General features: G+C 61.0%; 17 protein-coding genes and 3 tRNA genes. 15 read left to right on the plus strand and 5 right to left on the minus strand.

The window, feature by feature from the left end; all coding sequences use genetic code 11:
* Positions 1–15 precede the first annotated feature (15 nt).
* The 5 genes from H4I97_RS09855 to H4I97_RS09875 form a co-directional block, all read right to left on the minus strand.
* Positions 16–618, minus strand: coding sequence for an NADH-quinone oxidoreductase subunit C (locus tag H4I97_RS09855; protein WP_182304462.1), 603 nt, complete (start codon positions 616–618; stop codon positions 16–18).
* Between the two features lie 18 nt (positions 619–636).
* On the minus strand, positions 637–1,218 hold the full coding sequence (locus H4I97_RS09860) for a NuoB/complex I 20 kDa subunit family protein (RefSeq protein WP_129331235.1): 582 nt from the start codon (positions 1,216–1,218) through the stop codon (positions 637–639).
* The gene (locus H4I97_RS09865; RefSeq protein ID WP_112687300.1) at positions 1,209–1,574 is read right to left on the minus strand and encodes an NADH-quinone oxidoreductase subunit A; all 366 of its coding nucleotides are present in this window, start codon (positions 1,572–1,574) and stop codon (positions 1,209–1,211) included. Before H4I97_RS09865 ends, H4I97_RS09860 begins: the two co-directional genes overlap by 10 nt.
* A 233-nt stretch (positions 1,575–1,807) precedes the next feature.
* Positions 1,808–1,884 (minus strand) — tRNA-Asp (locus tag H4I97_RS09870).
* An 86-nt stretch (positions 1,885–1,970) separates the two neighbouring features.
* Positions 1,971–2,047: transfer RNA gene (locus H4I97_RS09875), tRNA-Asp, on the minus strand.
* Positions 2,048–2,389: 342 nt separating this feature from the next.
* On the opposite strand from H4I97_RS09875, the gene H4I97_RS09880 reads away from it, so the two are divergent.
* From H4I97_RS09880 to H4I97_RS09950, 15 genes are all read left to right on the plus strand, one after another.
* Positions 2,390–2,465, plus strand: a tRNA-Val gene (locus tag H4I97_RS09880).
* Positions 2,466–2,558: 93 nt separating this feature from the next.
* Positions 2,559–4,124, plus strand: a complete 1,566-nt coding sequence (locus H4I97_RS09885; RefSeq protein ID WP_182304463.1) for a site-specific integrase — start codon at positions 2,559–2,561, stop codon at positions 4,122–4,124.
* A gap of 103 nt (positions 4,125–4,227) precedes the next feature.
* A complete protein-coding gene (locus H4I97_RS09890) occupies positions 4,228–5,460 on the plus strand; it encodes a phage portal protein (protein ID WP_182304464.1) in 1,233 nt (410 codons plus the stop codon).
* Positions 5,457–5,864, plus strand: coding sequence for a gene transfer agent family protein (locus H4I97_RS09895; protein WP_182304465.1), 408 nt, complete (start codon positions 5,457–5,459; stop codon positions 5,862–5,864). Before H4I97_RS09890 ends, H4I97_RS09895 begins: the two co-directional genes overlap by 4 nt.
* The gene (locus H4I97_RS09900) at positions 5,861–7,435 is read left to right on the plus strand and encodes a phage major capsid protein (protein WP_182304466.1); all 1,575 of its coding nucleotides are present in this window, start codon (positions 5,861–5,863) and stop codon (positions 7,433–7,435) included. Before H4I97_RS09895 ends, H4I97_RS09900 begins: the two co-directional genes overlap by 4 nt.
* 3 nt (positions 7,436–7,438) lie before the next feature.
* The gene (locus H4I97_RS09905; protein WP_182304467.1) at positions 7,439–8,050 is read left to right on the plus strand and encodes a hypothetical protein; all 612 of its coding nucleotides are present in this window, start codon (positions 7,439–7,441) and stop codon (positions 8,048–8,050) included.
* The gene (locus H4I97_RS09910) at positions 8,047–8,433 is read left to right on the plus strand and encodes an HNH endonuclease (protein WP_182304468.1); all 387 of its coding nucleotides are present in this window, start codon (positions 8,047–8,049) and stop codon (positions 8,431–8,433) included. The genes H4I97_RS09905 and H4I97_RS09910 overlap by 4 nt, the downstream gene beginning before the upstream one ends.
* The gene (locus H4I97_RS09915; protein ID WP_182304469.1) at positions 8,430–9,050 is read left to right on the plus strand and encodes a hypothetical protein; all 621 of its coding nucleotides are present in this window, start codon (positions 8,430–8,432) and stop codon (positions 9,048–9,050) included. The genes H4I97_RS09910 and H4I97_RS09915 overlap by 4 nt, the downstream gene beginning before the upstream one ends.
* Positions 9,047–9,349 carry a head-tail connector protein gene (locus H4I97_RS09920; RefSeq protein WP_182304470.1) on the plus strand — a complete coding sequence of 101 codons (303 nt, stop codon included), beginning with the start codon at positions 9,047–9,049 and terminating at the stop codon, positions 9,347–9,349. The genes H4I97_RS09915 and H4I97_RS09920 overlap by 4 nt, the downstream gene beginning before the upstream one ends.
* Complete coding sequence (locus tag H4I97_RS09925; protein ID WP_182304471.1) at positions 9,339–9,764, plus strand: HK97-gp10 family putative phage morphogenesis protein; 426 nt, start codon at positions 9,339–9,341, stop codon at positions 9,762–9,764. The genes H4I97_RS09920 and H4I97_RS09925 overlap by 11 nt, the downstream gene beginning before the upstream one ends.
* Before the next feature lie 3 nt (positions 9,765–9,767).
* On the plus strand, positions 9,768–10,181 hold the full coding sequence (locus H4I97_RS09930; protein ID WP_182304472.1) for a DUF3168 domain-containing protein: 414 nt from the start codon (positions 9,768–9,770) through the stop codon (positions 10,179–10,181).
* Positions 10,181–10,498, plus strand: a complete 318-nt coding sequence (locus H4I97_RS09935) for a phage head closure protein (protein WP_182304473.1) — start codon at positions 10,181–10,183, stop codon at positions 10,496–10,498. Before H4I97_RS09930 ends, H4I97_RS09935 begins: the two co-directional genes overlap by 1 nt.
* Positions 10,495–10,890, plus strand: a complete 396-nt coding sequence (locus tag H4I97_RS09940) for a phage terminase small subunit P27 family (protein WP_182304474.1) — start codon at positions 10,495–10,497, stop codon at positions 10,888–10,890. The genes H4I97_RS09935 and H4I97_RS09940 overlap by 4 nt, the downstream gene beginning before the upstream one ends.
* Positions 10,890–12,527 (plus strand): terminase large subunit, encoded by a 1,638-nt coding sequence (locus tag H4I97_RS09945; protein WP_244658614.1) that lies wholly within the window; start codon positions 10,890–10,892, stop codon positions 12,525–12,527. The genes H4I97_RS09940 and H4I97_RS09945 overlap by 1 nt, the downstream gene beginning before the upstream one ends.
* Before the next feature lie 11 nt (positions 12,528–12,538).
* Positions 12,539–15,247 (plus strand): D-alanyl-D-alanine carboxypeptidase family protein, encoded by a 2,709-nt coding sequence (locus tag H4I97_RS09950; protein ID WP_182304475.1) that lies wholly within the window; start codon positions 12,539–12,541, stop codon positions 15,245–15,247.
* The last annotated feature ends 267 nt before the right edge of the window (positions 15,248–15,514 follow it).

The raw sequence follows: 15,514 nt of genomic DNA on the forward strand, positions 1-15,514 counted from the left end.
CCTACTGCCTCATTCCTACTGTTTCGCCTTCTCATCACCGGGCAGCACGTAGTCGGCGCCTTCCCACGGCGAGAGGAAGTCGAAATTGCGGAATTCCTGCTTGAGTTCGACCGGCTCGTAGATCACGCGCTTGGCCTCGTCGTCGTAGCGCACTTCGACGAACCCGGTGGTCGGGAAGTCCTTGCGCAGCGGATGGCCTTCGAAACCGTAGTCGGTCAGGATGCGGCGGAGGTCCGGATGGCCGGTGAACATCACGCCGTACATGTCCCAGGCTTCGCGCTCGAACCAGTCGGCGCCCGGGAAGACCGGACAGGCCGACGGCACCGGCTCGAATTCGCCGGTCGCGACCTTGATGCGCACGCGCAGGTTCTGGCGCGGCGACAGCAGATGGTAGACCACGTCGAAACGCTTCTCGCGCTTCGGATAGTCGACCCCGCAGATATCCGTCAGGTTGACGAAACCGCACTGCACGTCGTCGCGCAGGAAGGTCAGGAGCGGAATCAGGTTCTCGGGCGTCGCCGTCAGCGTCAGCTCGCCGAACTTGACCTCGCTGGACGCGATCAGCGTGCGGCAGACCTCGCCGAGATGGGATGCAAGCTCGTCCAGGGCTTCACTCATTTGTCTCGTCCCTCGCCGTTACCGTTCAATCGTGCCGGTGCGGCGGATCTTCTTCTGCAGCAGGAGCACGCCGTAGAGCAGCGCTTCGGCCGTGGGCGGACAGCCCGGTACGTAGATATCCACCGGTACGACGCGGTCACAGCCGCGCACCACCGAGTAGGAATAGTGATAGTAACCGCCGCCGTTGGCGCACGAGCCCATCGAGATCACGTAGCGCGGCTCGGGCATCTGATCGTAGACCTTGCGCAGCGCCGGCGCCATCTTGTTGGTGAGCGTGCCAGCGACGATCATCACGTCGGACTGGCGCGGAGACGCGCGCGGCGCAAACCCGAAACGTTCGGCGTCGTAGCGCGGCATGGAAAGCTGCATCATTTCGACGGCGCAGCAGGCGAGACCGAAGGTCATCCACATCAGCGAGCCGGTACGGGCCCAGTTGATCAGATCATCCGTCGAGGTGACGAGAAAGCCCTTGTCGGCGAGTTCGTTGTTGATCTCGCCGAAGAACGCATCGTCGCTGCCGATCGGCTTGCCGGTATTGGGATCGATGATCCCCTTGGGCTGCGGCGCGATCAGGGTCGAATTGCCTTGGGTCATTCCCATTCCAGCGCCCCCTTCTTCCATTCATAGATAAAGCCGACGGTGAGAACGGCGAGGAATACCATCATCGACCAGAACCCGAACCAGCCGAGGTCGCCGAAGGACACCGCCCAGGGAAACAGGAAGGCGACTTCGAGGTCGAAGATGATGAAGAGGATCGACACCAGGTAGAAGCGGATGTCGAACTTCATGCGGGCGTCGTCGAAGGCGTTGAAGCCGCATTCGTAGGCGGAGAGTTTTTCCGAGTCGGGCGCCTTGAAGGCTACGGCGAACGGCGCGATCAACAGCGCCAGGCCGATGACGAGGGCGATACCGATAAAGATTGCGATCGGAACGTAGGAACTGAGCAGTTCAGTCATCATATCCATCCCTGCTTGCTGTGAAATGCCGGGAGGCACCGTGCCCGGAGGCGGACAAGCCGAAAAGAGAGTTGTAACGCGCCGTGGTTAGCGCAGGTGCCGCCCCAGCGCAAGACCGCAAAGGCCTTTTCACGCGCCGCATCCCGACTTTCTCAGCCGACTTTAGGACGACAAAACCAAACGCCGGATCACACCTTCGTGTTTCCGGCAAACTCGCTTCTGGAAGAAAAAAGTGGCGCGAGTGACGGGGCTCGAACCCGCGACCTCCGGCGTGACAGGCCGGCACTCTAACCGACTGAGCTACACCCGCGCATAGTGTTCCGCATTGAAGCGGAACCTGACTTCTCGACGGGGTATGTTACCACATCGCGACGTCATCAGAAACATGTCCAGGAATGGCGCGAGTGACGGGGCTCGAACCCGCGACCTCCGGCGTGACAGGCCGGCACTCTAACCGACTGAGCTACACCCGCACTTCCTGACCGAAACCGGCGAACCGGCCCGACCGAGCGGCCTCGGCCGTTCGATGAGCGGCTAACTAAGGGGTTCGCGAATGGGTGTCAAGCACGTTCGAAGACAAAACAATGACGGAACGAAAATTGTTCGGCCCGCCGGTCGGAGCGTCCAAATCCACAGCCGCGCGCGCCGCGCGCCCTCCCCCGTCACAGGCCTGCAAATCCGGGCATTTTTCCGGGACGCACCGGGAGCGGCAGAAAAAAAGACAAAAAAACTTCTAAAATCCTCTTGCGGATTTTCTGCGATCCGCATAGATCACGGCCACCGACGCGGCGGGCACCTGACCCGCTTCCGCGAAAGGGCGATTAGCTCAGTTGGTAGAGCGCCTCGTTTACACCGAGGATGTCGGGAGTTCGAGTCTCTCATCGCCCACCATTCCATCCCTTTGATTTCATTGAGACCACTTGCGCCGTAAGGCGTTTCGCCCATATTGACGTCACAAATCGCGTCACAAAAAATGGGTTTCGAATGGCTGGCAAACTCCGGCACTGGAAAGAGCGCAATGGTCGGTTCTCGGCCCGGCTCGTTATTCCTCCCCACCTTCGGCCATACCTCGACAACAAAGCGGAACTGGAAATCCAACTAGGCGGCGACCGCCGCACGGCTCTTCGGAACCACGCAGCCGCCGTCGCTTCGATCCAAAGACAGATTGGAATCGCTCGGCAGAAGCATGAGGCCGCTACCGAGCAACAGGCGAAGCCAGCCCCCTATCCGCTCACGGCCCAACAGATCGCTTTGCGCGATTATGAAAGCCAAATCACCTTTGATGCAGAGATACGGGCGCACGATCCCCGCTATTCGCAGATGGGTATAGATGCCGCCGAAGGCCGCAGGTTCCGGGACGGATTTGCGGGGAAGCTCACAGACGAAGAGCTAGACGATCTTGTCGGCGCGCGGGTAGAGCGCGCCCGGCTCGCCGGTAACACCGATGCCGTCCGGGGGACGCCAGCTTGGCGCGCACTGGCACAAGCCCTTTGCGTGGCAACATATGAGGCGATGCTTCGGCAGGACGAACGGGACGAAGGCAACTTCACCGGCTCGCCGGTCCATCCCCTGCTTGCCGAAGCGCCGCCCTTATATAATGACGAGCCGGACCCGATCACGTTCGATTCGACCATTGACGACGAAGTGAAGCGCCGGGCGCGCGGGAAGAACGCTAAGCCCCTACCAGATCGCACAGTGAAGAAGTATCGCGACCATTGCGCGGCCTTTGCCAAATGGCGCAAGAGCGATAACGCCCTGACTGTCACCGCCGCCGAAGGCAAGGGGTGGATCGAATCATTGCAGGACGTTGGCGAACTCAGCAACCGCACCGTCAAAGCGATGCTTCAGAACCTCCGCACGGTCATGAATTGGGGAAGGCAGAACGACCCCGAAACGTTCTTCCCGGCTGGCAATCCGCTGAACGGCATCAAGGCCCCGGACTACACCACCCTTCCCTCATATCTCCGCGCCTTCACCATGGACGAAGCCAAGCTTGTGCTTTCCGCCGCCCGGAAAGAAGAGAAGGCCATGTTCCGTTGGATACCCTGGCTATGTGCCTATTCAGGGATGCGCGTTAGCGAAGCCGGAAACCTTCGCAAGGAAGACTTCTTCGAACTCAATGGCCGTTGGTATTGGAAGGTCACGACCGTTGGCGCACGCTCTTTGAAGACAGCCAGCAGTGAGCGGCGCATTCCGGTTCACAAGGCCCTGTCCGACGAGGGCTTGATTGAATTCGTCAGTGCCGCGGAGCCGGGTCGCCTGTTCAAGGGCGACACCAAAGACGCCGTTCTTATCCAGCCAAGAATCAGCACATGGGTTCGCGGCCTTATCCCCTTCGACAAACGCCCCGAGCTATCCCCAAATCATGGCTGGCGTCACCTGTTCGAAGACCTTTGCCGCCGTGACCATGTCCCGGAAGACGCCCGGAACTACATCACCGGGCGCACCGATGGCGGTTCACAAGAGCTTTACGGTCGCAGCGAGGTAATGCTCCCCGGACTGGCAAACGCGATTGATCGAATCGCGCCCCTGCCGATAGACAACAAATAATCATTGGTTTTCGAAATTCATCACTTTTTGTGATTTACGGGATTCACACCCGAATCTTCATATGAGACAATATTCCTAGATCGAAATAGGAATAACGTCCCATATGGGTTTTCTTGACGACGTGAAGCGGAAGATTGGCTGGACGGAAAGCAAAGCCCTCGCCCTTTCCGATCCCGGCATTTCCGACCTCTTCGGCATTCGCTCGACTGTTAGCGGCGTGAACGTCGGCGGCATGTCGGCACTCAACATTCCCGCCGTTCTTCAGGCCGTCCGGTTGATTTCCGAAAGCGTCGGCTCCTTGCCGATCAAGCTTTACCGCGACGGCAAGGACGGCAAAGAAGTCGCCAAGGCACACACGGCCTACAAGATCGTCCGTAAGCGCGCGAACGAATGGACCGGCGCGGGCAAGCTCCGCACCGAACTTACCGCCGACGCCCTGATTTACGGTAACGGCTTTGCCCGTGTCGCCCGGTATCCTGATGGACGCCCGTTCGAATTGATCCGGCTGAAGCCCGGCACCGTGTCCGTTGTCGAAGACCTCTATGCCGCAGCGCCGCCGATCTACCGCGTTTCGGAAAATGGCGGCTCGACCGACTACCCCCACACCGAAATTCTTCACATTCCGTCCTTCCTTGGCCGTTCGCCCGTTGCCTTCGGCAGGGAAGCCATCGGCCTTACAGCCGTTCTTGAACGTGACGCCGCGCAACTGTTCGGCAGCGGGCGGCGACCGTCTGGCGTGATCTCGAATGAGAAAGCCCAGATGGGCGAAGCTGGCGCAAACGCCATCACCAACATTCGCAAGAGCTTCCGGGAGTGGCAGCGCAGCGCCTCCGGCGATCCGCTGATTATGGATAGCGGGTGGAAGTATGACACCCCAGCAATGACCTCGACCGATGCCCAATTCCTTGAGCATCGCCTTGAGCAGGTTCGGGAAATCGCCCGCGTCTTTGGCGTCCCGCCGACCATGCTTTTCGAGCTTACGCGCGGCACATGGTCGAACACCGAACAGATGGGCGCGCAATTCCTTCAGCTTTGCCTTCGCCCGTGGCTGGACACATGGCAGGACGCCCTTGCGACTGTCCTTCTCAGCGAAGACGAACAGGATGCCCATTACTTCGAATTCGTGACGGACGATCTCATGCGCGCCGACGCGGCAAGCCGCACCGCGAACATGACGGCGCTTGTTGCCGCCCGTGTCCTTTCCCCAAACGAAGCCCGCGCGATCCTCAACCTTCCGCCGCTTCCCGGTGGCGATGAACTGATCAACCCCCACACCACCAGCAGCGCCGCGCCTGTCCAAAATCTGGACACGGCCCCGGCGAAGGAACCCGCATGATCGAACACCGCGCATTTTTCGGCGACGGGGAAAAGGTCTTCGCCTTCCCGACCCTCGAAATCATCCGGGAGCTTGAAGCCGCGACCGGCCACGGCATCGGCGCACTTCATCGCCGCTTCCACTTCGAAGACTTCAGCCTGTCCGACATTGAACACGTCATCCGGCTTGGCCTGATCGGCGGCGGCACCCCGCCCGCCGACGCCGCCCGCCTTGTCACCATTTACCTTGTCGGTCGCCCGTTGCGCGAAACCCTGGACCTCGCCAGCGACGTGATTTCTGTCCTGTTCTACGGCAACGAACCCGACGACACGACCGACCAGACAACCGACGCCGTCAAGGATGCCGCCAAGACCGGCGACCTCGCCGCCGCGATCAACGCAGCGTATCGGGACGTGGCCGAATGAGCGAAGCCGCCGCCCTCCCGGAAGTCGAAAACCGCGAAATCAAAGCGGAAGTCTCGATTGACGACACCGGCACCGTGACCGGCATCGCGTGGCCGTTCGGTAAGCCGGACAGCATCGGCGATCTTATCGAGCCGTCCGCTTTCAACTTCGCACCGGAAGTCCCGATGCTCATGGAGCATGACGGGCGGAAGGTTGTCGGCATCTGGAATTCCTATGCCGTCACGGACAAGGGCCTTGAGGTGAAGGGCCGCTTGTTTGTCGAAGGCGTGGACCCCGCCAAGCAGGCCCGCCGCCACATGAAGGCGGGCGTCATGTCTGGCCTGTCCATCGGCTACCGGCTCCACGAACACAAAGCCCGACCTGAAGGCGGGCGCGTTCTGACCAGCCTGACCATCACCGAAATCAGCCTTTGCCGCCGCCCGGTCCACCCGGACGCTCGGACCATCGAAGTCAAATCCATCATTGAAGGAAACAGTATGGAAAACGAACTGCAGAACGAGCCGGAACAGAAGTCCGACCCGGTTGTGAGCGCCGACGAAATCAAGGCCCTCAAGGACGAAATCGCCACCATCAAGGCGAAGATGAACCGCCGCCCCGTTGCCGCCAACAACAATCACCCGGACGCCAGCAACGACAACGACGAGCGCAAGGCGTTCGTTTCCTATCTTCGCCGTGGCGTCGAACGCATCGCCCCGGAAGAAGCCAAGGCACTCACCGTCTCGACCGACGCTAACGGCGGATACCTGGCACCGGAAGAATTCGGCAGCGAACTGATCAAGTTGCTGAACGAATATTCGCCGATCCGCAACTATGCCCGCGTTGTCAGCATCTCTTCGCCGTCGATCAAGTATCCGCGCCGCGTGACCGGCACCGCCGCAACGTGGGTGGATGAAACCAGCGCGCGCACCGCTTCCGGCATGACCTTCGAACAGGTCACGTTGACCCCGTTCGAACTGGCGACCTTCACCGACGTTTCGAACCAGCTTCTCGAAGACAACGCCTATGGCCTTGAGGGCGAACTTCTCGCCGACTTCGCCGAAAGCTTTGGCAGGACGGAGGGCGTTGCCTTTGTGAAGGGCACGGGCGTCGGCCAGCCGAACGGCATCATGACGGCGACCGGCATCAAGGAAGTGAAGACCGGCCTTGCCGCCGCCTTCCCGGCCACGAACCCGGCTGACGTGATCATCGGCATGTATCACCAGATCGCCACGTCGCACGCTCAGAACGGCGCATGGCTCATGAACCGCAACACCCTGTCCGTCATCCGGCAGTGGAAGGACAGCACGGGCCGCTATCTCGTTCTCGACCCGATCACCGCAGGCGGCGTCATGACCCTGCTTGGCCGTCCGATTGTCGAAATGCCCGACATGGACGACATCGGCGCTGGCAAGTTCCCGATCCTGTTCGGCGACCTGTCCGGGTATCGCATCATCGACCGCGTGGGCCTTTCGACCCTTCGCGACCCCTACAGCCTCGCCGCAAACGGACAGGTCCGCTTCCATGCGCGCAAGCGCGTCGGCGCTGACCTGACGCATCCCGACCGTTTCGTGAAGCTGAAGGTTTCGGCCTAAGCCATGAACAAGCGGCGCGCATACGAAGAGGTTACGATTGTGCACGGCGACCACGCCGTGACGCTTCGCCCTTCCTTGCGCGCCGCCACCATCCTTGAAGAGCGTCACGGCCTCCCGAACCTGTTCCGGGCGCTGGACGATCTCAGCCTTACGATCATTTCCGAAATCATTCTGGTATCCTTTAGCAGTGGCAACCAGAATGCAGCGGCCTTCCTGTCTTCACTCCGTGGAAGGCCGCTTCTCCCCTTTTTCCTGTCCGTTCGCGCCCCGCTCGCCGAACTCGTTTCCATGCTCACCCCGGCACCCGATCCGAAGGCGAAGCACAAGCCGACCACCGCCAAGCCCATGACATGGGCCGAAGTGTTCGCCGCTCTCTATGAGCGCGCGACCGGCTGGCTTGGCTGGACACCCGAACAGGCATGGAACGCCACCCCGACCGAAATCGACCGGGCCTATAGGGCGCACCTCGAAAAGCTGAAGGCCATCAACGGCGGCACCGACGAAGACAAGGAACCGGACCCCGAACAGGTTGAGCGCAACATTGCCGCTGGCCTCGATCCCGAATTTGACCGTGCCGCTCTTCACGCCCTCAAAGGCAAGGGAAAGGACGCATGATCAAGCCGCCCCGCCTTTGCGCTTGTGGCGCAATCGTTCCCCATGGCCTGCTTTGCGAATGCCAGCAGAAGGCCAAGCGCGAACGTAGCGCCCGCCACGACGCCCGCCGCCCTTCAACCCGTGCGCGCGGCTATGATCATGAGTGGCGCAAAGCCCGCCTCGAATACCTTCAGGCGCACCCTTTTTGCCGCATGTGCGGGAGGCCCGCTTCGGTGGTTGACCATGTCATTCCGCACCGTGGCGACAAGCGCTTGTTCTGGCATCGGGCGAACTGGCAACCGCTTTGCCAGCCCTGCCACGACAGCGTCAAACAGCGGCATGAGCACGGGATCTACATCCAGCCGCTGTGTCTCGATTCCGGGATCGGAGTGGCAGAGAATTGAAACAGGTGGTTCGTATCGGATTGGCACCTTTTATAATCACCGGTTCCTTGCAAGTAGCTGATGAGCCGATCTCTGTTCAAGCAGACCGGACAGATGAAGTGTGCGGGCTGTCCATTCGCCATTTCCTCCTTAAGCTTCAAAACGATATCGCCTTCTGGGGTTTGGTAGAGCTCGTATCTGGCCTTCTCCCGTTCGAACTCGTCTTGACGCTGCAGTTCTCCGCTCAGAGTTTTCAGTCCTTGACTAAGCTGAACGTTTGTCATGTTCGCCATAGTCAGTTCGGTGGCGAGTTCATTGAGCAGCTTCGTTGCCTCGTTGTTGTCGGGCGACTTCCCTCCATCGAACAGCCCTTTGATGACCGAAATGGTAGAAGCAGCTTTGCCAGTCAGCCCTACGGCGCTCGACGCAAGGCCAAGGGCTTCATTCATCGTCGTGAGGTCCATTTCGCAGTTCTCCGCGCGCACCCGCCTGAACTTAAATCCTACTCAGGTTCGCGTGAAAGACACAAGAACCCCGGCGGGGTGGTCCTCAATTATCCCCTTTCAAAGGGGACCGGCGCGGGGAGCACTGCACAAGAGACACCGAATTTAGAATTTTCAAAGGAAGCAGCCGAATGACAGGCATCACGCCGGAACTGGCGAAGCAGCACATGCGTATTGATCACGGCGACGAAGACGCCTTGATCATGCTCTACATCGAAGCCGCCGAACAATATGTCGCGAACTACATCGGCAAGCCGCTCGCCGACCTCGACCCGTTCCCGGCAGACCTGAAGCTGGCCATTCTCCGGCTTGTCGCCTTCTATTATGAGTGCCGGAACATCGCCACCTTCGGCCTGTCTTCCCAGATCGCGCCGCAGGGCGTGGCCGTCACCCTCGATAGCTACCGTGAGAAGTGGTTTCACGATGGCGAATGACGGCCTCGACAACGTCATGGCGGCGTTTGATCGCGTGAAGGCAGCACCCCGGAAGGGCATCAACAAGGCGCTTATGTCGGTGGCGGAAGACCTTGCCTCGATGCAACGGCACCTTGCGCCCGACGATCCGGCGACCAGCGCGCCCGACCTCAAGACGTCAATCACCGTCACCGGCCCCGGCGAACAGACCCCGCCTTATAGCCAGCCGGGTGGCTCCCGCGTGGCCGGTGAACATGAGGTGATCGTTACCGCTGGCAATACGGAAGTTCGATATCCGCACCTTGTCGAATACGGGACCAGCAAGACCGAAGCGCAGCCGTTCTTTTGGCCCGCCGTTCGCCTTCTCCGCAAAAGCCTTCAGCAGCGCATTGACCGTGCCGGGCGCAAAGCCGTCCGGGACGCATGGAAAGGATAGCCCATGGAACCCGTCACCGCCCTTCAGACTGCCATTCGCGCCCGGCTTCTCAGCAAGCCGGAAGTCACGGCGCTTGTGCCTGCCGATCATATCCGCGCCGGTTCCACCCGGCCCGACAAGACCCCGTGCATCATCATGAGCGACGGCAACACGACCCTTCACGGCAACGACTACCGTGCGCAGAGCGCTGCGTGGGTTTACCTCGACCTTCACGTTTGGACGCTGGACGCCGGACAGGATGCCGCCAAGGAAATCGCCGGAACCGTCGCCGCCGCCCTGTCCAAATACAATCTGCCAATCGACGGCGGCTATTGCGACCATTTCAAAGTGACCGGAACCCGGTTCCCGCGCGACCCGGACCCGGCCTATGGGCATGGCGTCCTGTCCGTCGAAGCGCTCATTCGTTGGGTGGCCTGATGCTCAACATCGGGAACATGGATCGCCGCATCACCATCGAGCGGGAAACCGAAACAGTGAAACCATCCGGCGACGTATCCAAAGTTTGGACGCCCGTCGCGGTGGTATGGGCCGAAGTGCTTCAGCAGACGGCAACCGAATTCTTCACCGGCTACGGCGAGGCCGAAACCGGGACCATGATTTTCCGCGTCCGTTATCGCCCTGGCATCACGACCGCCGACCGTGTCACCTACAACGGGACGGCCTACGGCCTGAAGGAAATCAAGGAACTCGGCAGGTTTGAAGCCCTTGAGCTTCGCGGCGAGACCCTGAAATGACGCACCTTCGCGGCGTGAAGCCAGCCGTCCAACCCGCCGCCGACCCGCTGAAGAAGGCACCGGCAGCACCGAAGCACTTTTCGGAATACGCCCGTGCGGAATGGAAGCGCATCATCCCGGAGGTAATCGCCCGTGGCATCGTGACGAAGGCCGATCTTGGCGGCATCGAAGAACTTTGCATGGCGCGCGGCCTTGCCCGTGAACTGGAAACGAAGCTTCGCGACCCGGCAACCGGCGACATTGACCTGAAGATTGCCCGTGCGCAGGACAAGGCCGTCCAGACAGCCCGGCAGCTTGCGGCGGAATTCGGTTTGTCGCCCGTGTCCCGTTCGCGTGTTGCCAGTGCCGGACCCGCCGATGATGACGACGACAACCCGCTTATGGTGCGCTGATGAAAAGCGCGTTTCCGGCATGGGTTTTTGACGACAGCCCGATTGACGATCCGCTTGGTTATGGTGACAGGGCCGTGCGTTTTCTTCGCGCCTTGCGTCACCCGGCCAGCACCGCACCGAAGCACGCTTTCCAGCTTTACACGCCCTTTGAGAGGATGACGAAGCGCATTTACGGGCCGCGCAACCCCGACGGCACCCGCGTCGTGAAGAAGGCATTCGTCATGCTTGGCCGTGGCAATCGGAAGACCAGCCACGCCGCCGCGTGGTCGCTCTTGCATTTGCTTGGCCCTGAAGCCGTGCCGGCCGGACAGGTGATCTTTGCCGCGTGCGACCGCGAACAGGCCGGTATCGGTTTTCGCGAGGCGGCGAATATTGTTCGCATGGATCGCCGGCTTGTTGCCGCGACGAAGATCAACGACGCTTTCAATTCCGCCAAGCAGATTTTGAACCGCCAGACCGGCGCGACCCTGAAGGCGATTTCCAGCGACGGAAGGGCGCAGCACGGCACCACGCCGAATTTCATCCTCATGGACGAAATTCACCAGTGGCCGAACCGCGATCTTTTCGAGGCTCTGGACTCTGGCACGACGAAGGTGGCCGACCCGCTCACGATCATCTGCACCACGGCAGGGCGCGGGCAGGATAATCTCGGCTTTGAGCAATACGATTACGCCTACAAGGTCGCGACCGGCGAGATTGATGATCCGACCGTGTTGCCGATCCTGTTCCAGCTTGAACCCGGCGACGACTGGCGCGACGAGGCGAATTGGGAGAAGGCGAACCCCGGCCTGCCTTATGGATTTCCTAACATCGTCGGCTTGCGCAACAAGTCGAAGGAAGCGGAAAACAGCCCGCCTGCCCGCTATCAGTTCCAACAGTTGAACCTGAATATTTGGCAGGCCGCTTCCCGCGACCCCCTCTTTGATATGGCCGTCTACGACGCCGGGCGCGATCCCCATTTTGACCTTGCCGAACTGGAGTCGCTGCCGTGCTGGCTTGGCGTTGACCTGTCCCGGTCCGGCGACCTAACCGCCATCGTCGGCGCTTGGCGGCATGACGACGGGCGCGTGTCCGTCCACCCGTGGTTCTTCCTGCCGTCCGATGGCTTGGAAGACAAAGCCAAGGTTGAACAGGTTCCCTATCCCCGGTGGCGCGACGACGGCCTCTTGAACGTCATCGACGGCCCCGTGATCGAACCCGACGCCATCGCCGACAAGATCATTGACCTTTGCGGCACCTATGACGTTCGCGAGGTGGTCTTTGACCCGTCGCTCGCCGGGCCGATCATGTCGAAGCTCATGGATCACGGCATCAACGTGCTTCAGGTCCGACAGACGCCCGTCAACATGCACGGCCCGATTTGCGACCTTGAGCGCGTCGTGAATGGCCGTCGCATCCGCCACGGCGCGCACCCGATCCTTCGCAATCATTTTGACAGCGTCGTGGTGAAGCGCGCCGCCAACGCGGGGGAGCTTGTCACGATGCACAAGGGCACCCGGCATTCAAACCATATCGACGGCGCTATTGCATCGGCCTTGGCCGTGTCCCGTGCCGCCGCGAACGACGACACCCGATCCATTTTCGATCTTTCCCCGGAAGAATTCGACAGGCTCCACGAGGAAGCCGAAGCAGCATAGGAGCCTAGCAGATGGCAGACGACGAACAGCGCCTTTTGGTCTCGTTTGAGGCCCGCCTGACAAAATTCGAACGCGACCTTGAGCGCGGCAAGAACCGGACCCGCCGCGACTTCCGGCAGATGCAGAAGGACGCCGAACAGGCCGGTTCCGGCATCACCAAGGCCATGAACGGCGCAATGAAAACCGTTGGCGCATTCGGCAAAGGATTGGCCGGTGGCATCGTCGGCGGGCTTGCGATTGGTGGCCTCGACCAGATCATTTCGCGCGTCGGCGACATTGCGAAGGGCGTGGCGAATATCGGCAGCGAAGCCAAGCGCGCCGGTCTTGGCACCAAGGCGTTTCAGGAACTCGGCTATGTCGCCGAACAGAACCGTATCCCGGTTGATGCCCTTGTTGACGGCATGAAGGAATTGAACCTTCGCGCCGACGAATTCATCACCACCGGCAAGGGCAGCGCAGCCGAAGCATTCCAGCGCCTCGGCTATTCGGCGCAAGACCTGAAGCGCAAGCTCGCCGATCCTTCCGCCCTGCTTGTCGAAATCATCGGCAGGCTTGAGCAACTGGACCGGGCCGCACAAATCCGCATCACCGACGAGATTTTTGGCGGGGTAGCGGGAGAGCGCTTTGTCGAGCTTCTCGACCGGGGAGCGGAAGGCATCCGGGCCACGATCAACGAAGCCAATGACCTTGGCCTTGTCATGGACGAACAGCTTATCAAGCGCGCCGACGAATTTAACCGCAAGTGGATGGCGATCGGCGGGACGATCGGCACCTACGTAAAGCAGGCCGTGCTTGGCCTTGCCTTCGCCGCCGACGATTTCCTTGACCGTTTCCATGGCTTTGAGGAGCAGACGACCCGAAACGTTCAATCCGCGTTGACGGCCACCTATGACAAGTTGGCGGAAGCGAAGGCGCTGCTTTCCGACCTTCAGCTTGATAAGGGCATCTATCCCGATGACCCGACCATTGACCTCAACATTGAACGCCAGAAGCAGCTTATCGAAGAACTGTCCGGCGAGGCCCTGAAGCTTCGCGACATTCTCGACCGGCGCAACGGTTACGATGAAGGCTTCATCTACAAGACCGGCGAGGATGCGAAGGGCGCGAAGGCTCCCCTCGACAATCTGAACAATGCCCTGTCCGGCACCGGCAGCGCCGCCGACAGGGCCGTTTCCGGTATCAACAGCTATACGGACGCCATTCGCGCCCTGAAGAACGAAGTCCCGGAACTCGCCGCGTCCCTCAAGGATCTCGACGCCAAGGCCAAGATTGAAGCGATCTATCAGCAGGCCCTTGCCCGTGCGCAGGGACAGCGGGAAATCGCCCTGGCTAACGAGATGCGGGGCAAGGCGCTTTCGTCGCTCGGCCTGAAGAGTGTGACCGACAACCCGACCACCTACCTTTCTTCGGTGCTGGCTTCCGGCAACGGGCAAAGCCATATCGACGGCATGGCGGATGCCTTCGCGGGGAAGCTGGCGAAGATGCTGGCATCCATGCCCGACGACCTGAAGGGCAGCGTCACCATCACGTCGGGCTATCGTTCCGTTGAGCGCCAGCAGCAGCTTTGGCTTGAAGCCCTCAAGAAGCATGGGTCCCCGGAAGCGGCCCGGCAGTGGGTGGCACCGCCCGGCAATAGCCAGCACAACAAGGGCAACGCCGCCGACCTCGGCTATTCGTCCGATGCCGCCCGGCAGTGGATGCACCAGAACGCGGGCAACTTCGGCCTGTCCTTCCCGTTGTCGAACGAGAACTGGCATATTGAAGACGCCAACGCCCGGAACGGACAGGTTGCCGCCGAAATCGACCGCCTGACACAAGCCGCGACCCGGCAGGCCGACGCCTATAGCCAGATCACGCAAGGCGCTAAGGAATACGCGAGCGCCCAGCAGTTCGAACAGCAAGCCCTTGGCATGACCGCCCAGCGGGCGGCAGCGCTTCGATACGAACAGCAAATGCTCAACGAAGCGCAGCGGGCGGGCATCACCTTGTCGCCGCAGCAACGGCAACAGATCGCCCAGCTTGCGCAGGGGATGGCGCAAGCCGAAATGGCGACCGAAGGGCTTCGGCAGAAACAAGAGGGCCTTGCCGAAGCCGGGCAGTTCTTCGGCACCCAAATCACCGACGCCTTGACCGGGCTTCTCACGGGCACGATGACGGCGGAACAGGCGCTGCAATCCATGCTGCAAACCCTGATCAAGGTCGGGCTTCAGGCCGTGCTGATGGGGCAAGGCCCGCTTGCTGGCCTCTTCGGTGGCGGCGCATCGGGCGGCGGCTTCGGTGGCCTTCTCGGCGGCTTGTTTGGTGCGCTCTTCGGGTTCGCGGATGGCGGATGGACCGGCCCCGGCTCGAAGCACCAACCGGCGGGCGTTGTCCATGCCGACGAATTCGTCTTCTCCAAGAAAGCCGTCAACCGGATCGGCGTTCGAAACCTCGCCGCGTTGCACAGTGGCGCGCTGAAGGGCTATGCCGAAGGCGGGCACGTCACGGCCACGCCGACACTTTCCACGCCCGCCCTTCGCGGCGTCGGTGCAGCCCCGGTTCAAGCGATCTCGATTTCGGCGCCCGTGACGGTGAACGGTTCGGCGGGCACTCCCGAACAAAACGCCGCCCTTGCGAAACAGGTCGCGAAGCAAATGGAAAACACGATGCGTGGTGTCGTGGCTGACGAAATGCGCAAGCAAACAAGGCCCGGCAACTTCGCAAATAACAGGAGTCGCTAGAGCGCCTGATCAGTCACCTTTGTAGGTGTTCACACCGATGACGCCACAGATTCCTGCGCCACAGATGATTGCGGTTGCCGGCAGGCTCCACCATTCCGCCCTGTAATGGCCGAAGAACAGTAGAGCGGCGACCGCGGAAGTCGCAAATATGCAGCCAGCCACCGAATATCGAATGAGCATCACCGCCCATTGGGGAGGTGGACGTTGCCCCACGAATGCGCCCGCGCTCCACATCATTGCGAGTGGCAGTGTCACGGAGATGGCAAC

The sequence above is a fragment of the Ciceribacter thiooxidans genome, assembly GCF_014126615.1.
Lineage (GTDB): Bacteria > Pseudomonadota > Alphaproteobacteria > Rhizobiales > Rhizobiaceae > Allorhizobium > Allorhizobium thiooxidans.